A 22,170-nucleotide genomic window follows, 5' to 3' on the forward strand; every position below is an offset into this window, starting at 1 on the left:
TCGGCGGCAGGGTGGACTTATGCTCGGTTCACTCTCCTGCGACAACAACAATTGAGGTATGCCATGCGTGAAGTGGTGATCGTCGACAGCGTGCGGACCGGCCTGGCCAAGTCCTTTCGCGGCAAGTTCAACCAGACCCGTCCCGACGACATGGCGGCCCATTGCGTCAACGCGCTGCTGTCGCGCAATGACGTCGATCCGGCCAGCGTCGAGGATTGCATCGTCGGTGCCGGCTCCAACGAGGGTGCGCAGGGCTATAACATCGGGCGCAACGTCGCGGTGTTGTCGCGTCTGGGCACTGGTGTTGCCGGCATGACCCTTAATCGCTTTTGCTCCTCGGGGTTGCAGGCGATCGCGATTGCCGCCAACCAGATCGCTTCCGGTTGCAGCGACATCATTGTTGCCGGTGGCGTCGAGTCGATCAGCCTGACTCTCAAGAGCGTCAACACCGATCACCTGATCAACCCGCTGCTCAAGCAGCAGGTGCCGGGGATTTACTACACGATGGGCCAGACCGCCGAAGTGGTGGCGCGCCGTTATGGCGTCAGCCGCGAGGCACAGGATCGCTACGCACTGCAAAGTCAGTTGCGCACCGCCCAGGCGCAGGCGGCCGGGCTGTTCGATGATGAAATCGTGCCGATGGCGGTCAAGTATCGGGTCGAGGACAAGAACAGTGGCGATGTACAGATCCTCGACGGCATTGTCGATCGCGACGACTGCAACCGCCCGGATACCACTTATGAAAGCCTCGCCGGGCTGAAACCGGTGTTTGCCGAGGACGGCTCGGTGACGGCCGGCAACTCGTCGCAACTGTCGGACGGCGCGTCGATGACCCTGGTGATGAGCCTGGAAAAAGCCCTGCAACTGGGACTCAAACCGAAGGCGTTTTTCCGTGGCTTCACCGTGGCCGGTTGCGAGCCGGACGAAATGGGCATCGGCCCGGTGTTCTCGGTGCCGAAACTGCTCAAGGCCAAGGGCTTGCAAGTGGCGGATATTGATCTGTGGGAGCTGAACGAGGCGTTTGCTTCGCAATGCCTGTATGCCCGCGATCGTTTGGAGATCGATAACGGCAAGTACAACGTCAATGGCGGCTCGATTTCCATCGGCCACCCGTTCGGCATGACCGGGTCGCGGCAGGTCGGGCATCTGGTGCGCGAGTTGCAGCGGCGTGATTTGCGTTACGGCATTGTGACCATGTGCGTGGGGGGCGGGATGGGGGCGACGGGGTTGTTTGAGGCGGTGCGCTGACCCTGCAGATTTGTATTGCCTGTCAGGATGCCTTCGCGAGCAAGCCCGCTCCCACATTGGTACGGTGTACACCGATCAAAATGTGGGAGCGGGCTTGCTCGCGGAGGCTTCAACTCGGTTCATCGGTTGGAGTCCACACCCTGCATCCGCGCGATATACGCCTGAATTTCCTGCTCAGCCTTCTCGGCGCTGTCGAACGGCCCCTCAAGGGTGTTCTCCCGCGTGCAGAAAAACAGCTCTCCATTGACCCGACACATCCGCTCGCTGCGAAAGTGGGTGGCGGGGGCGCTGTCCTGGGCGCGCATTCCGTACATGATCCGGCTCCTTGAGTGATCCGTTGCAGGGATCCAATCAGCTTATGCCTGAAGCACTTGGCGCGCCTCACCAGCCGATCAACGGCAATGCGTCAATTTAATGCTGCGACCTGCACAGTTTCATTAGCGGCCTGGCCCGAACTGTCCCTGTGTTGCATCTGGCGCCGGGCCTAGAATGATCGCTCTCGTCAGCAGGCATTGGGGTTCGCATGCACATTTCATCCGGTCGCTGGGTCTACGGTCTGTTCCTGGCACTGCTGACGGCGGTTTTGTGGGGCATTCTGCCGATCAAGCTCAAGCAGGTGCTGCTGGTGATGGACCCGATCACGGTAACCTGGTTTCGCCTGTTGGTGTCGGGCGGCTGCCTGTTCATCTACCTGGCGGCTACGCGCCGCCTGCCGAGCCGCAAAGTGCTCGGTCCCCGCGGCGGCTGGCTGGTGTTGATGGCGGTGCTCGGGCTGGTAGGCAACTACGTGCTGTACCTGATGGGCCTCAATCTGCTCAGCCCCGGCACCGCGCAACTGGTGGTGCAGATGGGACCGATCATGTTGCTGATTGCCAGTCTGTTCGTATTCAAGGAGCGCTTCAGCATCGGTCAGGGCATCGGGCTGGCGGTGTTGCTGATCGGCTTCGTGCTGTTCTTCAACCAACGGCTGGCCGAATTGCTCACCTCGTTGTCGGACTATACCGCCGGCGTATTGCTGGTGCTGTTGGCCTCGACGGTGTGGACCTTCTATGCGCTGGGCCAGAAGCAATTGCTCACGGTGTGGAATTCGTTGCAGGTGATGATGGTGATCTACCTGTTCTGCGCGCTGTTGCTGACACCGTGGGTGCATCCGCTCGAAGCACTGGAACTGAGCCCGGTGCAGGGCTGGCTGCTGCTGGCGTGCTGCATGAATACCCTGATTGCCTATGGCGCATTTGCCGAGGCGCTGGCGCACTGGGAGGCTTCACGGGTCAGTGCGACGCTGGCGATCACGCCGCTGGTGACCTTTGGCGCGGTAGCGATTGCCGCCGGGGTGTGGCCGGAATATGTGCATGCCGAGCAGATCAATGGACTGGGTTATGGCGGGGCGGTGCTGGTGGTGCTGGGGTCGGCGCTGGTGGCGTTGGGGCCGTCGTTGATTGCCGGGTTGAAGGCGCGGCGGATGCGGATTGCAGCCAATTAGACCGCGTTATCGTTCTTCGCGAGCAAGCCCGCTCCCACATTGGTACGGCGTACACCGATCAAAATGTGGGAGCGAGCTTGCTCGCGAAGGCGGCCTGTCAGGCGCTACAGGACTCAGCCCTTGGCGCCAGCCTCGATCATGTTCTCCGGCCGCACCCAGGCATCGAACTCTTCACTGGTCAGATACCCCAGCTGCAGCGCCGCCTCGCGCAAGGTCAGGCCTTCACCGTAAGCCTTCTTGGCGATTTCCGCCGACTTGTCGTAACCGATGTGCGGATTCAGCGCGGTCACCAGCATCAGACCGCGTTCCAGGTGCTGGGCCATGACCTGCGCATCCGGTTCAAGACCGGCGATGCAGTGCTGCTGGAAGTTGCTGCAGCCGTCGGCGAGCAGGCGGATCGATTGCAGCACATTGTGGATGATCACCGGTTTGTAGACGTTCAGTTGCAGATGACCCTGACTCGCCGCGATGCCGATGGTGACATCGTTGCCCAACACCTGACAGGCCAGCATCGACAGCGCTTCGCACTGGGTCGGGTTGACCTTGCCGGGCATGATCGAACTGCCCGGCTCGTTGGCCGGCAGCCTCACTTCGGCCAAACCTGCGCGAGGGCCGGAGCCGAGCAGACGCAGGTCGTTGGCGATTTTCATCAGCGCCACGGCGAGGGTCTTCAGGGCGCCGGACAGGCTGGTCAGCGGCTCATGCCCGGCCAGCGCGGCAAACTTGTTCGGCGCGGTGACGAACGGCAGACCGGACAGCGCGGCGAGTTCCGCGGCAATCGCTTCGCCAAAGCCGTGCGGCGAATTCAGACCGGTGCCGACGGCAGTGCCGCCCTGCGCCAGTTCACACACCGCCGGCAGTGCGGCGCGAATCGCCCGTTCGGCGTAATCCAGCTGCGCGATGAACCCTGACAGCTCCTGACCGAAGGTGATCGGCGTCGCATCCATCATGTGCGTGCGGCCGGTTTTCACCAGTTTCATATGACGTGCGGCCAGTTCGGCCAGGCCGCCGGACAGCTCGGCGATCGCCGGCAGCAATTGCTCCTGCACGGCTTTGGCGGTGGCGATGCTCATGGCGGTGGGGAAGCAGTCGTTGGAGCTTTGCGAGCGGTTGACGTGATCGTTCGGGTGCACCGGCGACTTGCCGCCGCGCGGGTTGCCGGCCAGCTCGTTGGCACGGCCGGCGATCACTTCGTTGACGTTCATGTTGCTCTGGGTGCCGCTGCCGGTCTGCCAGACCACCAGCGGAAACTGGTCGTCATGCTGACCGTCGAGCACTTCGTCGGCGGCTTGTTCGATCAGGCGGGCAATGTCGGCAGGCAGGTCGCCGTTGCGGTCGTTGACCCGGGCGGCGGCTTTCTTGATCAGGGCCAGGGCGTGCAGGACCGGCAGCGGCATGCGTTCCTGACCGATGGCGAAGTTGATCAGCGAGCGTTGCGTCTGAGCACCCCAGTAGGCGTCGTCCGGGACTTCGATCTGGCCCAGGCTGTCGGTTTCGATACGGCTCATCGTGCACACTCCTGTTGGTCTGTTTGCGCAGTTTAGGCCCGGTCGGGGCCAGGTGGTTCCATCGAGCCGATTGTTGACCGCTGCGGCATGGCCAATCAAGCGCGGCAAGGCTCGGGGGTTGAGCCGTGGCGTTATTCAGGCGCAGAATGGGCGCCCTTGGGGTTTTACCTCGCCTGCTAGAAAAGGAAACTCGATGACTCGTCTTCGTGCCATCTGTACCGCGGTTGCACTGGTTTGCGCCAGCGGCCAGGTGCTTGCCGATACCGCCAGCCACAACGCCAGTGCCGAAGCTTTCCTGACCCTGGCGCACGCGGACAAACTGGGTACGCCGGTTTACATGCAAGTGCAGCAAATGTTCGCCCAGCGCTTTGAACAGACCAAAGCCCCGGAATCCAAGAAAGCCGTACTGGAAACCTACCAGGCCAAGGCCAATGCCGCTCTGGACCAGGCCATCGGCTGGAACAAGCTCAAGCCTGACATGGTCAAGCTCTACACCAGCAACTTCAGCGAATCCGAGCTGAAAGATCTGGTCGCGTTCTACCAGTCGCCACTGGGCAAGAAAGTCCTGGAAAAAATGCCGCAGCTGACCCAGCAATCGGCCCAGATGACCCAGGCCAAGCTGGAAAGCGCCGTGCCGGTGGTCAACAAGCTGCTCGACGACATGACCAACGAGCTGGCACCGAAAGGCGCAGCCCCGGCCAAGAAGAAGTAAGCGGAGTTCGTGATGACCATGCAACAACGCATCGAATCGACGCTGGGCCTGCTGCAGCCTGAGCATCTGCAAGTGCTGGACGAAAGCCACATGCACAGTCGCGGGTTACAGACGCACTTCAAGGCAGTGGTGGTCAGCGCGCAGTTCGAGGGCCTGAACCGGGTCAAGCGCCACCAGAAAGTCTACGGCACGCTCGGCGAGCTGATGGGCGAGTTCCATGCGTTGGCGCTGCACACCTACACCCCGCAGGAATGGGCAGAAGTCGGCGCCGCCCCGGCGTCGCCGACCTGTGCCGGCGGTAGCAAACACTGATCCTGGATGAGGCGGGATTTTGTGGCGAGGGGATTTATCCCCGATGGGCTGCGAAGCAGCCCTAAAACCACAGAACTCGATATACCTGGAAAAACGCATTCTAAGGGTTTGGGGCCGCTTCGCAGCCCATCGGGGATAAATCCCCTCACCACAGGTTTTGTGTTGTCACAGAAACTCGGTAAATCCAAAATCCACCGTGTTTTTGCTAGAATCCGCAACGCGCCGCTCAGCCGGCGCGTTTTTTTTGAATCCGGTTCACCCTTTGCGAGGGTAGCCACCTGGAGAAATACCCATGACACAACCGATTGTCGTGGCGGCACTGTATAAGTTCGTCACCCTCGAAGATTACGTCAACCTGCGCGAGCCACTGCTGCAAGCGATGGTCGACAACGGTATCAAAGGCACCCTGCTGATCGCCGAAGAAGGCATCAACGGCACGGTGTCCGGCAGCCGCGAAGGCATCGATGGCCTGCTCGCCTGGCTGAAGAACGACCCGCGCATGATCGACATCGATCACAAAGAGTCGTATTGCGACGAGCAGCCGTTCTACCGCACCAAGGTCAAGCTGAAGAAAGAGATCGTCACCCTCGGCGTCGAAGGCGTGGACCCGAACAAAAAGGTCGGCACCTACGTCGAGCCGCGGGACTGGAACGCGCTGATCAGCGACCCGGAAGTGCTGCTGATCGACACCCGCAACGACTACGAAGTGTCGATCGGCACCTTCGAAGGCGCCATCGATCCGAAAACCACCAGTTTTCGCGAATTCCCTGATTACATCAAAGAACACTTCGACCCGGCCGTGCACAAGAAGGTCGCGATGTTCTGCACCGGCGGCATTCGCTGCGAGAAAGCCTCCAGCTACATGCTGGGCGAGGGTTTCGAAGAGGTTTACCACCTCAAGGGCGGCATCCTGAAGTACCTCGAAGAAGTGCCGCAGGAAGAAACCAAGTGGCAGGGCGACTGCTTCGTGTTCGACAACCGGGTGACCGTGCGTCACGACCTCAGCGAAGGCGACTACGATCAATGTCATGCCTGCCGCACACCGGTCAGTGTTGAAGATCGTGCTTCCGAACATTACGTGGCCGGCATCAGCTGCCCGCATTGCTGGGACAAGCTGAGCGAGAAAACCCGCCGCAGCGCCATCGATCGGCAGAAGCAGATCGAACTGGCCAAGGCGCGCAACATGCCGCACCCGATCGGCTACAACTATAAACAAGCATCCACCGAGGCTTAATCATGTCTGCGCGCCTGCTCTATGTGATGGACCCGATGTGTTCCTGGTGCTGGGGGTTCGCCCCGGTCGCCAAGGCATTGGTCGAGCAGGCGCAGGCAGCCGGGGTGGAGTTGCATCTGGTGGTTGGCGGGCTGCGCACCGGCAGCGGTGCGGCGCTGGAACCGACCACGCGGCGCTACATCCTCGAGCACTGGCAAGCGGTCACCGAGGCCACCGGCCAGCCGTTCAAATTCGACGGCGCGTTGCCCGACGGTTTCGTCTACGACACCGAGCCAGCCTGCCGGGCGATCGTCACCGCGCGCAGTCTGGCGCCGGATTGTGCGTGGACACTGGTCGGCCTGATCCAGCAGGCGTTTTACGCTGAAGGCCGCGATGTCACCCAGGCCAGCGTGTTGGTCGAGCTGGCGGAGCAGGCCGGCGTGCCGCGTATCGAGTTTGCCGCGCTGTTCGATCATGCCGATCAGCACAAAGCGACTCAGGCTGATTTCAGCTGGGTGCAGGATCTGGGCATCGCCGGGTTCCCGACCCTGCTCGCCGAGCGCAATGGCCAACTGGCGCTGCTGACCAACGGCTATCAACCGCTCAGCGAACTCTCGCCGCTGCTTGGTCGCTGGCTGGAGCGCGCCGCCTGTGCCTGACCTGGCCGATGACACGCCAGCCGTAAAGCGTGTCGACCGGCTGAGCTGGGCAGAAGTCCGGCGTCTGGCACTGCATCACAAGAAATCCCTGTGGATCGCCAACGGCGTGGCCGTGCTGGCGACGCTGTGCAGCGTGCCGATTCCGTTGCTGCTGCCATTGCTGGTGGACGAAGTCCTGCTTGGCCATGGCGACGCTGCGTTGAAAGTCATGAACCATGTGTTGCCGTCGATGTGGCAACAGGCGGCGGGCTACATCGGCCTGATGCTGGTGGTCACTCTGACCCTGCGTTGCAGTGCCCTGTGCTTTGGCGTGTTGCAGGCGCGGCTGTTTGCGCGGCTGGCCAAGGACATCGTCTACCGCATTCGTGTGCGGCTGATCGAGCGCCTGAAAAGGATTTCCCTCGGCGAATACGAAAGCCTCGGCAGCGGCACCGTGACCACGCATCTGGTCACTGACCTCGACACCCTCGACAAATTTGTCGGCGAAACCCTCAGCCGTTTTCTGGTGGCGATGCTGACCCTGGTCGGCACCGCGAGCATCCTGATGTGGATGCATTGGAAACTGGCGCTGCTGATCCTGCTGTTCAACCCGTTGGTGATCTACGCAACGGTGCAACTGGGCAAACGGGTCAAGCACCTGAAGAAACTCGAGAACGACAGCACCTCGCGTTTCACTCAGGCCCTGAGCGAAACCCTCGATGCCATCCAGGAAGTGCGCGCCGGCAACCGTCAGGGTTTCTTCCTCGGGCGGCTCGGATTGCGCGCGCAGGAAGTGCGCAACTACGCGGTCAACTCGCAGTGGAAAACCGACGCTTCGAACCGTGCCAGCGGTCTGCTGTTCCAGTTCGGTATCGACATCTTCCGCGCAGCGGCGATGCTCACCGTGCTGTTCTCCGACCTGTCGATCGGCCAGATGCTCGCGGTGTTCAGCTACCTGTGGTTCATGATCGGACCGGTCGAACAACTGCTAAATCTGCAATACGCCTACTACGCGGCGGGCGGTGCGCTGGCGCGGATCAACGAATTGCTGGCGCGGGCCGACGAGCCGCAGTACCCCGGTGGCGTCGATCCGTTCAAGGGTCGGGAAACCGTGGGTATCGAGGTGCAGGGGCTGAGCTTCGGTTACGGCGATGAGTTGGTGGTGGATCAGATGAACCTGTCCATCGCCCCCGGTGAGAAAGTCGCGATTGTCGGCGCCAGCGGCGGCGGCAAAAGCACTTTGGTGCAGTTGCTGCTCGGGTTGTACACGCCGTTGTCCGGGACCATCCGTTTCGGCGGTTCGACCCAACAGGAAATCGGCCTGGAGCTGATTCGTGAGAACGTCGCGGTGGTGCTGCAACACCCGGCGCTGTTCAACGACAGCGTGCGCGCCAACCTGACCATGGGCCGTGATCGCAGCGACGAAGCCTGCTGGCAGGCGCTGGAAATCGCCCAACTGGAAGCGACGATCCGCGCCTTGCCCGACGGTCTGGACAGCATCGTCGGACGTTCCGGCGTACGCCTCTCCGGTGGTCAGCGCCAGCGTCTGGCGATTGCGCGGATGATCCTCGCCGAACCGAAAGTGGTGATTCTCGACGAGGCTACTTCGGCCCTCGACGCCGCCACCGAATACAACCTGCATCAGGCCATGGCGCGCTTCCTCAGCGGCCGCACCACGCTGATCATTGCCCATCGCCTGTCAGCGGTGAAGCAGGCAGACCGCGTGCTGGTGTTCGACGGCGGCCAGGTGGCCGAGGATGGCGACCACCAGCAGCTGATCGCCGATGGCGGTCTCTACGCCAAGCTTTACGGCCACTTGCAGCGCCTGTAATCAGGCCCAGAGCACTTGCAATGCGGCATCCCCGCCGTCATGGGCGAACTGTTTCATAACGACCGAACAGGATTCGCACGGGGGCATGGTCGTTGCGATGTCCACCGAGCGGATTTCTTTCCGGTCGGGATACTTATCGCGCAATACGCTGATCAATTTGCTTTCGCTGTCCAGCGAAGTCGGGCGGCTGGTCTGCGTCGGCTGGTAAGTTTTCAGATCCTTGATGGTCAGCGGCACAGCCAGCAGTTGCCCTTGTTCAGTCACCTCGAGCGAGGTGCGCGGGAAGGCCGGGTTGTAGTCGATGTTGATGTAGGTGGTCTGGCCGATACGCACGTGATCGGCCCCCATGTGTCGAAACAATGGCAGGCGCTGGGTGCTGCCCTGAGCCCCGGAAACGCTGATGTAGATTTCCCGCTGGCCGCTGGTGGTGACGACTTCGGCATAGGCAATGTTGCGTGCGTTGGACGGGCGTTCGCGCACCGGCAGCAGGTTCTGCAGTTTCTGCATGGCGCCGTTGATGCGCAGCGCGGCATTGTTGCTGGCCGGGTTGATCGTCGGTGACAGGAAGAGAGTGTCGAAAATCTCTGCGGTCTTCTGCCGAAAGGCTTCCGGCGCCTCTTTGCTGCGTGCCCAGGTCGCGGCCCCCTCGGGCAGGCGGGTGACGATCATCCGGGTTGAATGATCGTACATCAGTGCCTCACCCGGGCTGGTGTCGAGCTTTATCCATTTCATGTTGGCGGGAGGATTGGCGGTGCTGCCGATGGGAATCGCGATCTCTTCCATGGTGCGCACCGCACGCTGCACTTTTTCCAGACCGTGCAGGCGCACCATGGTGTTGGCATGCAGCGAGCCGGAGTAGGCCCTCACCAGTTCCGAGCCGCATGTGCCCTCGGCCAGCTCTTGCTCAGAGAGACGATTAAAGGTCAATCGATTGGGCGGTACTTCGCCTTTGGCGATGGTGGCCTGGTAGTTCTCCATGCGATTGACCCGGAAGAATACGTAGTCGGCCGAGTCGTCGATGGCCGGCACCACTATTGCGCCGACCTGATGCGAATCATCGATCCCCTCATACGTGCCGCCGGTCTTGATCCGGGCAAAAATCCCTTTGCGAAACTGCTGCGTCGCTTGAATCTGCTGCCTCGGTACCAGACTGCTACTACCGAACCCAAGGTGCTTGAGGTCGCCAGTGAGCAGTTTCGGTCTGTTGTCGATGATCTGGTAAAGCTTGGCATCGACCGCCAGGAACGTGCCTCGTTGTCCGGGCAAGTTGCCAGGCTCCGAGATCCGCTCGCCGAACCATGGTGCGTAGCCTTTTTCCTTGTCGAGGGTACCAAGCGGTGGCACAGGTGCCGGCTCACCGGTGATGTAACTGACGCGGCAATCCCACCCGCTACCCGGCGCACGGCGGATCCGGCAGGGCAGCGCGGTCCAGTGCGCACTTTCGTCGAGCAGATCGACCCGGCGCAGTTCATCGCCGTCGAGTCGGTAGGGCACGTCGTCGATCAGCAACGTGGTACGCCCGTCGACTTCAGGCAGGTGCTCTATTCGGCTGTTTTGCGGCAGTTCGATGACGATCTGCTCATCGCCTTTGCGGGTGCCACTGTAGTGCGAGCGACCCAGCGACAGGTCGTGGTCCTGCACGGTCAGCCGGGGGCCGTAGGGCTGGCCAGAGAACGGATCCAGTACGTGATGGCGCGTGCCGTCCACCGCCACATTGCGCACGGGTACGTCATCAATGCCCTTGACCACCGCGAGTTGGTCGGCCTGACTCAGCGGTTTCCAGTGTCCCGCCTCAAGCGTCTGCGGCAACCCCTGCAAAAGATCATAGCTGCCGCTCCTGCCGGCGAGTCTTTTCAGGCGCGACACGGCGAGGCGTTCGGCATGCGCCACGGCCCGCACCGCACCGTGGGTGCCGCGCAACGCGAGCTTGAGCAGGGCGGGGGCGGCGTCCAGTGGATTGAGGTTGCGCAGGCTGGAAACCAGCAGGGTTTTGCTCAGTTGCGCCATGCTCGGCAGCGCCGCGCGAATCGCCAGTTTGCCGGCCGAGACCGCCAGGCGAATACTTCCGGCGACGAATTTGCCCAGGGGAATCGCGAACGAAACGATGTCGAGCAGCAAGCCGATGGCCCCCAGCAGGCGTGTGCCGGGCTTGTCCGATTGCAGATCGTCGAGGCTGCCCCAGAACGGAATGAAGGCTTTGAGTACGTGGATCCAGTGTTGCTTTTTGTCCTCTCGCTCGAAGCGGGTTTCTCCCCATGCTTCTCGGCGCAATGCCTGCTCGTCGATGTAGAGCAACCGGGTGGCGATGAAACGGCTGATCTGTGCGGTCCGGGCCGAGGTGAAGGTCAGACTCGGCAGGCTTTCGTGATGGACGGGAGGCAGCGCTGACGCTTTGAGGGCGTCGCCCAGCGGCTCAAGAATCGCCGTGCATTTGGCGCCGGTTTTGGGGGGCGCGCCGTCCTTGTGCGCATTGCGATCGAACGGCAGCGTGCGTGCGACGATGCGGGTGATGCTCTGGCCTTTGGTTCTGCCGCGTTTTGGCGGCAGGGGCGGTATGCGTTGACCACCGATATGCCACGTCGTCACGTCCCCGCGCTTGCGGATGATGCCGGCGCGAGGCAGGCATTCGTAGAAATGTGAGACTGTCTGATAAGTCGCCTGCAGCACGAAGCCCATGCGCATGCGCAGCGGCAGGTGAATCTCGGCGGTTTCGAGGTCGGCATGCAGGTGCCGGGTCTCGTTCCTGAGGCTGAGAATCCGTACTTCGCCGTGCTCCAGGGCGCGTCGGTCGGCCGAGGGCAGGGTGACCAGCAGGCTTTTGATCAGGTATTCATAAGCGGCTCGGGTATCGCTCAGGTACTTGTCGAACTGCGCGTCGAATGCTTTTTTGACATCGGGCAATTTGCGCTTGCGTGGAAATCGCGACAGCGGCCGCCCCGGGCCTTTGCTGGCGACGAAACCGCTGTCGAGTGTGCGTTCGGCGCTCAGGCTGATCCATTCCTGGGCGGTCTTGCCGTCGTCGCTGACATACCACTTCATGTCGGGTTCGAGCCCGCCGCTGGCATAGACCTCCAGCAGCGGCCAGGCGGGCTGCTTCACGTCCGGGGTGTCGATAATGCTGCGGCGCACGCGCCTGGTGTCTTGATGAGGGTGACGCTTGAGCTGAATGGTGCTGTGTTCGTACAGGTCGTTGGCCAGCGCGCGTTCCAGCATTTGTTTCGCCAGGGGCAGGCGTTGCGGTGGTTCGACATCCAGTTGCAGGATCGCCGTGTTCATCTGCTTGCGGTGATCCTCCAGCGCTTGCAGGGCGAGGGTCGCGGTGGTTGCTTGCTCTGAAGGTGCCAGTGCGCCGGTCGCCAGGGCCCAGGTCTGCGCAGCCGCCACGCGTGAAACGGCGATCAGGGCTTGCAGGTCATTGCTGGCGTTTTCGCTTTTCTTCAGCGGCAGGCCGACCAGTTGTTCAAAGTTCAGAAAGTGCAGCAGCTCTGGATCAAGGGCATGGGCGAGGTGGACGCCATGCACGAAATTGACCCAGACCGCCGAGCTGGCGTAGGGCAAGTCGTCCGGAATGTCGCGCACCTGAAACTCCAGCGGAAACCGCGTCAGGCAAAGCCATCCCAACAGGTGTTGCTCGGTTTCTGTCGAAGTCCGCTTTGAGGTATCGAGATGGAACAAAAAATCCCGGCGGATGGCTGCGTAGCTTTTCCCGTATTGCGCGCGAGATTGCGGGGCGAAACCGGCGACTTGGGGCGAGCCGCGCTCTTCGGGCACCTCGTACCACAGGCACAGCGCTTCGAGCAGCAGGCGCGCGCCGATGTCCGGGACGGTCTGTTCATCGGCTCGGGCGCCGTACCACTGCAGTTTTTGCAGCAGGCGCTGGCCCAGATCCCGGGCCTGGGCGCTGTCGAGCAGGCGTTCCAGGCAAGTGGCGGGATGCCTGGCAATCTGCATGCGCGTCAGCGAGGGGGTTGTCGCATCGGCCAGGCAATCGAGGGCCGACAGGGTTTTACCGCTGAGCCAGTCGCCGATTACATCGTGGATCGCCGCTTTATCGTCCGCACTCATCAATATTGCGAGCGCAGGGGCCTGGCGCAGATTCAGGCGGTGGCTGGCGCGCTGTTCTTCGACGGCGTCGATCAGGCTGGTCAGCGCCAGGGCATCCACGGTGCCCGGCAAGGTGAACCCGGACTCGCGCAACAGCTGCGACAGCGGCAGCAGCCTGTCGGAACGCAGGTGTGCGCCTATACTCAGCAACGCTTGGTGGAAGCGGCGAATCGCCGCCGATGCCTTGGCCATGTCCTTGAGGGTGTGGCTGGCAATGCTTTGATCGCGACGGGTGAAGGTAAAGCTGCATTGATCGGCCACGGCGCTGACTTGCAGCAGTGAGCCTTTGGACGCTTGCAGATGCGCGGTCAAGGCGGGTGCGCCGCTGTCTGCGAACAGTGCTTGCAGCAGGTTTTGCGCCTGGTCATGGGCTGCACCCAGGCGTGAGTGGGTCTGGGGCGCGAGGTAATAGGTCTCCAGTGAACTCGAAGCGCTGAGCACGGCGCGCAGGGCGCTGGTCATTGCGCGGTATTCGCTCTGTTGGGCAGTATGGCGTTGCAGCGCGGAAGCAGGTGACGGCATGGGAAACGGCTCTTGAATGATTGAAAGCCGTCAGTGTCGAAGTATCGCTGACCCGGGGTGCGGTACATATGTATCGTCGCTTGAAAGTGTTCCGGCTTGCCGGAAGGGGGATCGCCCCCTAGTCTGGCTCTAGCGGTCTCCTCTTGATGATGGCAGTGCATGTGCAAAGGACCTCATGAAGCAAAAAAGGACTCTCGGAACGCCACGGTTGTTGGGCATCGTCTGGCCATTTATTGCCGTCGTGTTATTTCAGGCTTTATTGGGGGGCGTGAGTCTTTACGTCCTGTCGGCCGTTCGCGGCTATGTCGCCGGTGAAAGTCTTTGGTCCAAGGGCCAGAAGGACGCCATCTATTATCTGAACCTCTACGCCGACAGCCGTGACGAGGCGATCTTCCTCAAGTACAAGGAAGCGATTGCCGTGCCGCAGGGTGGTCACCAGTTGCGCCTGGCGCTCGATCGTCAACCGCCGGATCTGCAGGCGGCACGGGAGGGGATTCTCAAGGGCGGCAACCATCCCGACGACGTCTCGAGCCTGATCTGGCTGTACCTCAATTTCCGCCATTTCAGTTATCTGGAAACCGCGATCGACCGTTGGACGATTGGCGATGCCTATCTGGTCGAGCTGGACAATGTCGCTCGCGAGATGCATCAGCGCATCAGTGACAACGCTGCGACGCCGGCTGACATTCAGCGCTGGAAGGCGCGGATTTTCGCCATCAATGACGGTGTGACACCGGCGGCCAGAGCGTTCAGCGATGCCTTGGGCGAAGGCTCGCGGATGATCCTGCGCCTGCTGTTGTTCACCAACCTGGCCACAGCGCTGGGGTTGATCGTGCTGGCATTGTTGCGCACCCACAAACTGCTCAAGCAGCGCCATGCCTTTGCCCAGGCGCTGCAGCTGGAGAAGGATCGGGCGCACATCACTCTGCAATCGATTGGCGACGGGGTGATCACCACCGATGTCAACGGCGCGATCGATTACATGAACCCTGCGGCCGAAGCCATGACGCACTGGAAGTCCGAGCACGCAGCGGGGCTGCCTCTGGCCGCGTTGTTCAATCTCCTGGACGACAACGCGCAGGCCGAAGGGCTGACGCTGATCGAACATATTCTCAGCGGCCAACTGGTCGGCGGCAGCGAGCACTCCAAGCTGATCCAGCGCCTGGACGGCAGTACGGTTTCTGTGACACTGGTGGGCGCGCCGATCCGCAATGCCGAGAAAGTCAGTGGCACGGTGCTGGTGCTGCATGACATGACTCAGGAACGGCAGTACATCGCCAACCTGTCATGGCAGGCGACCCACGATGCCCTGACCGGTCTGGCCAACCGCCGCGAATTCGAATATCGCCTGGAGCAGGCTTTGCACAACCTGACGCGCCAGCCCGGTCGGCACGCGCTGATGTTCCTTGATCTGGACCAGTTCAAACTGGTCAACGACACCTGTGGTCACGCCGCCGGCGATGAGTTGCTGCGGCACATCTGCACGCTGTTGCAATCGGGCTTGCGCGAGAGCGACACCCTCGCGCGGCTCGGCGGTGACGAGTTCGGTATTCTGCTGGAGAACTGCGCCCCGGAAGCCGCCGAGAAAATTGCCGAGAGCCTGCGCCAGACCGTGCAGAACCTGCACTTCGTATGGAAGGGGCGGCCGTTCCTCACCACCGTGAGTCTCGGCTTGGTGCACATCGCCCAGACCCCGACCACCCTCGAAGCGTCATTGCGCGCGGCCGACATGGCTTGCTACATGGCCAAGGAAAAGGGCCGCAACCGGGTGCAGGTCTATCACGCCGATGATTCCGAACTGTCCCTGCGTTTCGGCGAAATGGCCTGGGTGCAGCGCCTGCACATGGCACTGGAAGAAAACCGCTTCTGCCTTTATGCCCAGGAAATCGCTCCGCTGGGTTCCACGGCGGAGGGCGGCGGGCACATCGAAATCCTCTTGCGTCTGCATGACGAGGCCGGGCGGATGATCCTGCCGGACAGTTTCATCCCGGCGGCCGAACGATATGGCCTGATGAGTCAACTGGACCGTTGGGTCGTCGAGAATGTTTTTAAAGTCATTGCCCAATGTATTGCCGAACAACATGAAGGTCCGTTGGCAATGTGTGCGATTAATCTTTCAGGCATTACTATCGGAGATGACGCGTTCTTGCACTTCCTGCGTGAACAGTTTGTTGTTTACGCCATACCACCTGAAATGATTTGTTTTGAAATTACTGAAACCAGTGCAATTGCAAATCTCGGGAGTGCAATTCGATTTATTAATGAACTCAAAGGCTTAGGTTGTTACTTCTCCCTTGATGACTTTTGTGCCGGAATGTCTTCATTCGCTTATTTGAAACATTTGCCTGTAGACTTCCTGAAGATCGACGGGAGTTTCGTAAAGGATATGCTGGACGACCCGATTAACCGCGCTATGGTCGAAGTGATCAATCACATCGGGCATGTCATGGGTAAGCAGACAATTGCCGAGTTTGTCGAGACAACCCAGATCGAGCAGGCATTGCTTGAAATCGGGGTGGATTACGCTCAGGGTTATGTCATCGAACGCCCGCAGTTGTTTACCTGCGACAGTTTGCAAAGTCGGCCCGCCAGACCGCAGCCGTTGTTGTTCAAGGCGCCTGGCACGTTCCGTTGAAATCTCTTGCCGATCCTTACAATCACAAATCAAAAGGAGCCGAACAGTGATCGACACATTCAACCGAACCGGACCACTCATGGAAGCTGCAAGTTATCCTGCCTGGGCACAACAGCTCATTACGGATTGCAGCGAGAGCAAGCGCCGGGTTGTCGAACATGAACTGTACATGCGCATGCGCGATAACAAGCTCAGCGCGAAAACCATGCGCCAGTACCTGATCGGGGGCTGGCCAGTCGTTGAACAGTTTGCGTTGTATATGGCACAGAACCTGACCAAGACCAAGTTTGCCCGTCATCCTGGGGAGGATATGGCGCGCCGCTGGCTGATGCGCAACATCCGCGTCGAACTCAATCATGCCGACTACTGGCTGAACTGGAGTCGCGCGCATGGCGTCAGCCTGGAGGATCTGCAGGCCCAGCAAGTCCCGCCGGAACTGCATGCCCTGAGTCACTGGTGCTGGCATACGAGCTCGGCCGATTCGCTGATCGTCGCCATCGCCGCCACCAACTACGCCATCGAGGGTGCGACCGGGGAGTGGTCGGCGCTGGTCTGCTCTACCGGGGTGTACGCCGCGGCGTTCCCGGAAGAAGACCGCAAGCGTGCGATGAAGTGGCTGAAGATGCATGCCCAGTACGACGACGCCCACCCATGGGAAGCGCTGGAAATCATCTGCACGCTGGCAGGCATGAACCCGAGCAAGGCGCTGCAGACCGAACTGCGTCAGGCGGTGTGCAAGAGCTACGACTACATGTACCTGTTCCTGGAGCGCTGCATGCAACTGGAAACCGCCGAGCGGGCGTTGCATGGACGTGAGCGTCGGGCGCTCGTAGAGAGCTGATCCAAGGTCTTACCCAAAGCAAAAATGTGGGAGCGGGCTTGCTCGCGAAAGCGCTGTGTCAGTCAGCAATTATTTGACTGACACAGCGCTTTCGCGAGCAAGCCCGCTCCCACAGTGGTTTTTGGTGTCTGGAAGAACTCAGCCAGCCATCGCCAGGCGGTTACGCCCCTCGCGCTTGGCCACATACAGCGCACTGTCGGCCCGGCGCAGCAGGCTGTCGGCCGATTCCCCGGGCAGCAGCGTCGAGCAGCCAAGGCTCACGGTCAGGTCGATCAACTGGCCGTCCGCGAAATATTCCGCAGTCTGTGCGGCATGGCGCAGACGTTCGCCCACCATGGCCGCCGCGTCCCGCCCGGTGTTGGATAGCAGGATCACGAACTCTTCCCCGCCATAGCGAAACACCATGTCGACGTTACGCAACTGACCCTTGATCGACGCCGCCACCGCTTTGAGCACGTCATCCCCGGCGCTGTGCCCGTGGCTGTCGTTGACCCGTTTGAAGTGATCGATGTCGAGCATCAGCACCGACAACGGTTGCAGGTGTCGACGTGACATGTCGATCTCGCGTTGCAGGGTCTGCTCCATGGCGATGCGGTTGCCGGTTCCGGTCAACGGGTCGCGCAGCGCACTTTGCGTCGCGGCGCGATAGAGCAGGGCGTTGCGCATCGGGAACAACAGCGACGACAGCAGGGACTCGAGGTTGCCCTGGTCCTGCTCGCTGAAACGCTGGTTGCGGCGGAACACCAGTTCGCCCAAGTGCTCGCCTTCGTGGCTGAGGCTGTAGCTGACCGAATGGTGACCGCGCGCACCGAATTCCAGGCGCAGATCGCTGGCCGAATGCACATACATCAAGGCATCCAGCGGCACCAGGCGCTGAACTTCGCGAAAAAACAGACCAAGGATTCGTTGCGGCTCAAGACTGGTTTGCAGTTGCAGGCTCATTTGCTGACGCAATTGCGCCAGACTGGCCGGGCGTTCCAGAAGCGGAGGCAGCTGACCAAAGCCCAGGCGTTGCAATTTGGCACTGTCAAAGTCAATTGCATTGGTCTGGGAAGGTGATTTCATATGGCGTGAGCCCCTAAGCAGTAAGTCTGTCTTACAGGCTGGGTGAGAGCGGCTATGGGCTGCGCGTCATACTGATCCATCAGTCCCGTAGGACATTTGGCGTAAGTTTAGTCTGCCTGATGACGATTAGTCAGCTATCGAAATCGGCCTTGCCCCAGTGCCTTCACACGGCATGCTTTGAGGAAATTAGAGCGAAAGTCGTGCCATTCGGTTCATCTAAATTAAAACCGTTATGAATCAACAGGATGGCGTTTTTCTTTGGGGTTGGGTGGCGGATATTTGACTGGGATGTGACGCTGGCAGGCGGCAAATGTATGCCGCGACGGGAATCCGCCACGGCAACAAAAGCGACGTATGGCAGTTATTGCGCGTTGAACGCCTGGCCGTTGATGCCCGTGCTGTCCGGGCCCATCAGGTACAGATACACCGGCATGATCTCTTCCGGAGTCGGATTGTTCAGCGGATTTTCCCCTGGGTAGGCTTGAGCGCGCATGCTCGTACGAGTGCCGCCCGGGTTGATGCTGTTGGAACGTACCGGTGCCACGCCGTCGACCTCGTCGGCCAGGGTTTGCATCAGGCCTTCGGTGGCGAACTTCGACACCCCGTAGGCGCCCCAGTAAGCGCGACCCTTGCGCCCGACGCTGCTGGAAGTGAACACCACCGAGGCATCCTGCGACAGCTTGAGCAGCGGCAGCAGAGTGCTGGTCAGCATGAACATGGCGTTGACGTTGACCTGCATGACGCGCATGAAGTTTTCGCCTGACAGCTGTTCGATCGGCGTGCGTGGACCAATGATCGAGGCATTGTGCAGCAGGCCGTCGAGGTGGCCGAACTCGGTTTCGATCATCGCCGCCAGTTCATCGTACTGATGGGGCTGGGCGGTCTCGAGGTTGAACGGGATCACTGCTGGCTGCGGATGGCCCGCTGCTTCGATCTCGTCGTAGACCTGAGTCAGATTGGCCTCGGTCTTGCCCAGCAGCAGCACGGTGGCGCCATGGGCGGCGTAGGTTTTGGCGGCAGCCGCACCGATGCCACGACCGGCACCGGTGACCAGAATGACCCGATCCTTGAGCAATTCGGGACGGGCGGTGTAATCAAACATAAAAACCTCTCCATAAGGCGAATGCTGAACTCTGTGGCGAGGGAGCTTGCTCCCGCTCGGCTGCGAAGCAGTCGTAGCGCCAGCCAGTACGGTGTGCCTGAGAAAATGCGGACTCAGGTAGAAAAGGGGCCGCTACGCGGCCCAGCGGGAGCAAGCTCCCTCGCCACAGGGGCCGTTTTCAGCAGCTGCACAGCGCGCTGTCGAGTACCTTGCGCAATTCCAGCGGGTGATCCACCACCACGTCCGCGCCCCAGTGCCGCGGGTTGTCGTCCGGGTGGATATAGCCGTAGGTCACGGCGCAGGTCTTGGTGCCGGCATCGCGGCCCGATTCGATATCGCGCAGATCATCGCCGACAAACAAAACCGTCGACGGATCCAGATCAAGCATCTTGCACGCGAGGATCAGCGGCTCCGGATCCGGCTTGCTGTTCTTCACGTGATCCGGGCAGATCAGCAGCGCCGAGCGCTCGGCCAGCCCCAATTGCTGCATGATCGGCTCGGCAAACCGTACCGGTTTGTTGGTGACCACGCCCCAGATCAGGTTGGCCCGCTCAATGTCGGCCAGCAGTTCGCCCATGCCGTCGAACAGCTTGCTGTGTACGGCGCAACCGGCCAGGTAGCGTTCGAGGAATTCCTGGCGCAGTTCTTCGAAGCCCGGCGATTCCGGGTCCATCGAGAACGTCACCGCGACCATGGCTTTGGCGCCGCCGGAGATCTCGTCGCGGATGTGCTTGTCGTTCATCGGCGGCAAACCGCGATCCGCGCGCATCGCCTGACAGATGGCGATGAAGTCCGGCGCGGTGTCGAGCAGGGTGCCGTCCATGTCGAAAAGGACTGCTCTGATGGCCATCGGCTTACTCCTCGCGCAGGGTCTGGATCATGTAGTTGACGTCAACGTCGCTGGCCAGCTTGTAGTGTTTGGTCAGCGGGTTGTAGGTCAGGCCGATGATGTCTTTGACGGTCAGGCCGGCAACGCGGCTCCAGGCGCCCAGCTCGGACGGACGAATGAATTTCTTGAAGTCGTGGGTGCCGCGGGGCAGCAGCTTCATGATGTATTCGGCGCCGATGATGGCGAACAGGTACGCCTTCGGGTTGCGGTTGATGGTCGAGAAGAACACCTGGCCGCCCGGCTTGACCATGCGGTAGCAGGCGCGGATCACCGACGACGGATCCGGTACGTGCTCGAGCATTTCCAGGCAAGTGACCACGTCGAACTGCTCAGGCATTTCTTCGGCCAGGGCTTCGGCGGTGATCTGCCGGTATTCGACGCTGACGCCGGATTCCAGCTGATGCAGTTGCGCGACCGCCAGTGGCGCTTCGCCCATGTCGATGCCCATGACCGTGGCGCCGCGTTGGGCCATGGCTTCGCTGAGAATGCCGCCGCCGCAACCGACGTCGAGGACTTTCTTGCCGGCCAGGTTGACCCGCTCGTCAATCCAGTTGACCCGCAACGGGTTGATGTCGTGCAGCGGTTTGAATTCGCTTTCACGGTCCCACCAGCGATGGGCCAGGGCTTCGAATTTGGCGATTTCGGCGTGGTCGACGTTGCTCATGATCTATTCCTCGAAAAACTTGAAAAGGGCTGTAGCCGCAGAGTCCGCTCCGCGGTGTTTACGATTCGGTGTGGCCGCTGATGCGCTGGCCCCAGGCCCGGGCAGTGACGCCCAGCTGTTGTTCGTCCAGGCGGGTCAGGCGCCGGTCGTCGAGTAACTGTTTGCCGGCGACCCACAGGTGTTTCACGCAGTCGCGGCCGGTGGCATAGATAAGCTGCGACACCGGGTCGTAGACCGGTTGCTGGGCCAGGCCGGACAGGTCGAACGCGACGATGTCCGCAGCCTTGCCGATCTCCAGCGAGCCGACCTGCGCCTCGATGCCCAAGGCACGGGCGCCGTTGAGCGTGGCCATGCGCAGCGCGCGATGGGCGTCCAGCGCGGTGGCCGAGCCAGCGACGGCTTTGGCCAGCAGCGCGGCGGTGCGGGTTTCGCCGAGCAGGTCGAGGTCGTTGTTACTGGCGGCGCCATCGGTGCCGACGGCGACGTTCACGCCAGCCTGCCACAGACGCTCGACCGGGCAGAAACCGCTGGCCAGCTTCAGGTTCGATTCCGGGCAGTGGATCACGCTGGTGTTGCTTTCTACCAGCAATGCCAGATCGTCATCGCTGATCTGAGTCATGTGCACGGCCTGGAAGCGCGGGCCGAGCAGGCCGAGACGACCGAGACGGGCCAAGGGGCGCTCGCCGCGATGTTCCAGCGATTGCTGGACTTCGAAGGCGGTTTCGTGGACGTGCATGTGGATCGACGCGTCCAGCTCTTCGGCGATCACACGGATTTTTTCCAGGTTCTCGTCGCCCACGGTGTAGGGTGCATGTGGGCCGAAGGTGATCTTGATCCGTTCGTGATGCTTCAGATCGCCGAACAGCTCGACGCCCTGACGAATGGCCTCGTCGGCACTGGCGGCGCCGGGGATCGGGAAATCGAGGATCGGAATCGCGATCTGCGCGCGAATGCCGCTGTTGTGCACGCGCTCGCTGGCGACTTTGGGGAAGAAATACATGTCGGAAAAGCAGGTGATGCCACCCTTGATCTGCTCGGCAATCGCCAGATCGGTGCCATCACGGACGAACTCTTCATCGACCCATTTGGCTTCGGCTGGCCAGATATGATTTTCCAGCCAGGTCATCAGCGGCAGATCGTCGGCCAGGCCACGGAACAGGGTCATCGCCGCATGGCCGTGAGCGTTGATCAGGCCCGGGCTGAGCAGCACGTCCGGCAACTCGCGGATTTCCGTGGCGTTACACTTCAATGCTTCGGCGCGCGGGCCGATAAACACGATGCGACCGTCGCGAATGCCCAGGCCATGCTCCTTGAGCACAACGCCTGCGGGTTCGACGGGTACCAGCCAGGTCGGCAGCAATAATAAGTCGAGCGCAATGGCAGGTTTCGGCATCGAGGGTCGG

The 22,170-nt window shown here is 61.3% G+C and carries 17 protein-coding genes; 9 read left to right on the top strand and 8 right to left on the bottom strand.

Going from position 1 to position 22,170, the window contains the following annotated elements; genetic code table 11:
• Positions 1-63 precede the first annotated feature (63 nt).
• Positions 64-1,248 carry a thiolase family protein gene (locus tag M0814_RS09415; RefSeq protein ID WP_045122578.1) on the top strand — a complete coding sequence of 395 codons (1,185 nt, stop codon included), beginning with the start codon at positions 64-66 and terminating at the stop codon, positions 1,246-1,248.
• A gap of 119 nt (positions 1,249-1,367) precedes the next feature.
• Here the strand turns inward: M0814_RS09415 and M0814_RS09420 are convergent, their stop codons facing one another.
• A complete protein-coding gene (locus M0814_RS09420) occupies positions 1,368-1,562 on the bottom strand; it encodes a DUF6316 family protein (protein WP_003226944.1) in 195 nt (64 codons plus the stop codon).
• Between the two features lie 209 nt (positions 1,563-1,771).
• Here M0814_RS09420 and M0814_RS09425 point away from each other — a divergent pair, with 209 nt between their 5' ends.
• A complete protein-coding gene (locus tag M0814_RS09425; RefSeq protein ID WP_103484703.1) occupies positions 1,772-2,731 on the top strand; it encodes a DMT family transporter in 960 nt (319 codons plus the stop codon).
• A gap of 113 nt (positions 2,732-2,844) precedes the next feature.
• Here M0814_RS09425 and M0814_RS09430 read toward each other — a convergent pair whose 3' ends face one another.
• The gene (locus tag M0814_RS09430; protein WP_003226940.1) at positions 2,845-4,239 is read right to left on the bottom strand and encodes a class II fumarate hydratase; all 1,395 of its coding nucleotides are present in this window, start codon (positions 4,237-4,239) and stop codon (positions 2,845-2,847) included.
• Between the two features lie 193 nt (positions 4,240-4,432).
• Here M0814_RS09430 and M0814_RS09435 point away from each other — a divergent pair, with 193 nt between their 5' ends.
• From M0814_RS09435 to M0814_RS09455, 5 genes are all read left to right on the top strand, one after another.
• Complete coding sequence (locus M0814_RS09435; protein WP_003226938.1) at positions 4,433-4,951, top strand: DUF2059 domain-containing protein; 519 nt, start codon at positions 4,433-4,435, stop codon at positions 4,949-4,951.
• A 12-nt stretch (positions 4,952-4,963) separates the two neighbouring features.
• The gene (locus tag M0814_RS09440) at positions 4,964-5,263 is read left to right on the top strand and encodes a BolA family protein (protein WP_003226935.1); all 300 of its coding nucleotides are present in this window, start codon (positions 4,964-4,966) and stop codon (positions 5,261-5,263) included.
• Positions 5,264-5,555: 292 nt separating this feature from the next.
• On the top strand, positions 5,556-6,497 hold the full coding sequence (locus M0814_RS09445; RefSeq protein ID WP_103484702.1) for a rhodanese-related sulfurtransferase: 942 nt from the start codon (positions 5,556-5,558) through the stop codon (positions 6,495-6,497).
• A 35-nt stretch (positions 6,498-6,532) separates the two neighbouring features.
• On the top strand, positions 6,533-7,135 hold the full coding sequence (locus M0814_RS09450) for a DsbA family protein (protein WP_171061881.1): 603 nt from the start codon (positions 6,533-6,535) through the stop codon (positions 7,133-7,135).
• Positions 7,128-8,945 (top strand): ABC transporter ATP-binding protein, encoded by a 1,818-nt coding sequence (locus tag M0814_RS09455; RefSeq protein ID WP_003226931.1) that lies wholly within the window; start codon positions 7,128-7,130, stop codon positions 8,943-8,945. The genes M0814_RS09450 and M0814_RS09455 overlap by 8 nt, the downstream gene beginning before the upstream one ends.
• Here M0814_RS09455 and M0814_RS09460 read toward each other — a convergent pair whose 3' ends face one another.
• Positions 8,946-13,571: a deaminase domain-containing protein gene (locus M0814_RS09460; RefSeq protein ID WP_103484701.1), complete on the bottom strand. Its 4,626-nt coding sequence runs from the start codon at positions 13,569-13,571 to the stop codon at positions 8,946-8,948. It abuts the gene before it with no gap.
• A 175-nt stretch (positions 13,572-13,746) separates the two neighbouring features.
• On the opposite strand from M0814_RS09460, the gene M0814_RS09465 reads away from it, so the two are divergent.
• Both M0814_RS09465 and M0814_RS09470 read left to right on the top strand, forming a co-directional pair.
• Positions 13,747-16,206: an EAL domain-containing protein gene (locus M0814_RS09465; RefSeq protein WP_003226926.1), complete on the top strand. Its 2,460-nt coding sequence runs from the start codon at positions 13,747-13,749 to the stop codon at positions 16,204-16,206.
• A 46-nt stretch (positions 16,207-16,252) separates the two neighbouring features.
• Positions 16,253-17,047: an iron-containing redox enzyme family protein gene (locus tag M0814_RS09470; protein WP_045122577.1), complete on the top strand. Its 795-nt coding sequence runs from the start codon at positions 16,253-16,255 to the stop codon at positions 17,045-17,047.
• Positions 17,048-17,185: 138 nt separating this feature from the next.
• Here M0814_RS09470 and M0814_RS09475 read toward each other — a convergent pair whose 3' ends face one another.
• From M0814_RS09475 to M0814_RS09495, 5 genes are all read right to left on the bottom strand, one after another.
• Positions 17,186-18,112 (bottom strand): GGDEF domain-containing protein, encoded by a 927-nt coding sequence (locus M0814_RS09475; protein WP_103484389.1) that lies wholly within the window; start codon positions 18,110-18,112, stop codon positions 17,186-17,188.
• Between the two features lie 361 nt (positions 18,113-18,473).
• Positions 18,474-19,214, bottom strand: coding sequence for a YciK family oxidoreductase (locus tag M0814_RS09480; protein ID WP_103484388.1), 741 nt, complete (start codon positions 19,212-19,214; stop codon positions 18,474-18,476).
• A gap of 178 nt (positions 19,215-19,392) precedes the next feature.
• Positions 19,393-20,064, bottom strand: coding sequence for an N-acetylmuramic acid 6-phosphate phosphatase MupP (mupP, locus tag M0814_RS09485; RefSeq protein WP_003226921.1), 672 nt, complete (start codon positions 20,062-20,064; stop codon positions 19,393-19,395).
• Positions 20,065-20,068: 4 nt separating this feature from the next.
• Positions 20,069-20,767, bottom strand: a complete 699-nt coding sequence (gene ubiG, locus M0814_RS09490; RefSeq protein ID WP_003226919.1) for a bifunctional 2-polyprenyl-6-hydroxyphenol methylase/3-demethylubiquinol 3-O-methyltransferase UbiG — start codon at positions 20,765-20,767, stop codon at positions 20,069-20,071.
• Positions 20,768-20,825: 58 nt separating this feature from the next.
• A complete protein-coding gene (locus M0814_RS09495) occupies positions 20,826-22,160 on the bottom strand; it encodes a TRZ/ATZ family hydrolase (RefSeq protein ID WP_103484387.1) in 1,335 nt (444 codons plus the stop codon).
• Positions 22,161-22,170: the final 10 nt, after the last annotated feature.

The sequence above is a fragment of the Pseudomonas sp. MWU12-2020 genome (assembly GCF_023100605.1).
GTDB classification, from domain to species: domain Bacteria; phylum Pseudomonadota; class Gammaproteobacteria; order Pseudomonadales; family Pseudomonadaceae; genus Aquipseudomonas; species Aquipseudomonas fluorescens_H.

What these genes read in the sequence shown, in the direction of transcription:
- M0814_RS09445 (WP_103484702.1), top strand. Translation starts at nt 5,556, where the DNA reads ATGACACAACCGATTGTCGTGGCGGCACTGTATAAGTTCGTCACCCTC.
- M0814_RS09460 (WP_103484701.1), bottom strand. Translation starts at nt 13,571, where the DNA reads ATGCCGTCACCTGCTTCCGCGCTGCAACGCCATACTGCCCAACAGAGC.
- mupP (WP_003226921.1), bottom strand. Translation starts at nt 20,064, where the DNA reads ATGGCCATCAGAGCAGTCCTTTTCGACATGGACGGCACCCTGCTCGAC.
- ubiG (WP_003226919.1), bottom strand. Translation starts at nt 20,767, where the DNA reads ATGAGCAACGTCGACCACGCCGAAATCGCCAAATTCGAAGCCCTGGCC.
- M0814_RS09450 (WP_171061881.1), top strand. Translation starts at nt 6,533, where the DNA reads ATGTGTTCCTGGTGCTGGGGGTTCGCCCCGGTCGCCAAGGCATTGGTC.
- M0814_RS09475 (WP_103484389.1), bottom strand. Translation starts at nt 18,112, where the DNA reads ATGAAATCACCTTCCCAGACCAATGCAATTGACTTTGACAGTGCCAAA.
- M0814_RS09465 (WP_003226926.1), top strand. Translation starts at nt 13,747, where the DNA reads ATGAAGCAAAAAAGGACTCTCGGAACGCCACGGTTGTTGGGCATCGTC.
- M0814_RS09415 (WP_045122578.1), top strand. Translation starts at nt 64, where the DNA reads ATGCGTGAAGTGGTGATCGTCGACAGCGTGCGGACCGGCCTGGCCAAG.
- M0814_RS09480 (WP_103484388.1), bottom strand. Translation starts at nt 19,214, where the DNA reads ATGTTTGATTACACCGCCCGTCCCGAATTGCTCAAGGATCGGGTCATT.
- M0814_RS09420 (WP_003226944.1), bottom strand. Translation starts at nt 1,562, where the DNA reads ATGTACGGAATGCGCGCCCAGGACAGCGCCCCCGCCACCCACTTTCGC.
- M0814_RS09495 (WP_103484387.1), bottom strand. Translation starts at nt 22,160, where the DNA reads ATGCCGAAACCTGCCATTGCGCTCGACTTATTATTGCTGCCGACCTGG.
- M0814_RS09425 (WP_103484703.1), top strand. Translation starts at nt 1,772, where the DNA reads ATGCACATTTCATCCGGTCGCTGGGTCTACGGTCTGTTCCTGGCACTG.
- M0814_RS09440 (WP_003226935.1), top strand. Translation starts at nt 4,964, where the DNA reads ATGACCATGCAACAACGCATCGAATCGACGCTGGGCCTGCTGCAGCCT.
- M0814_RS09435 (WP_003226938.1), top strand. Translation starts at nt 4,433, where the DNA reads ATGACTCGTCTTCGTGCCATCTGTACCGCGGTTGCACTGGTTTGCGCC.
- M0814_RS09430 (WP_003226940.1), bottom strand. Translation starts at nt 4,239, where the DNA reads ATGAGCCGTATCGAAACCGACAGCCTGGGCCAGATCGAAGTCCCGGAC.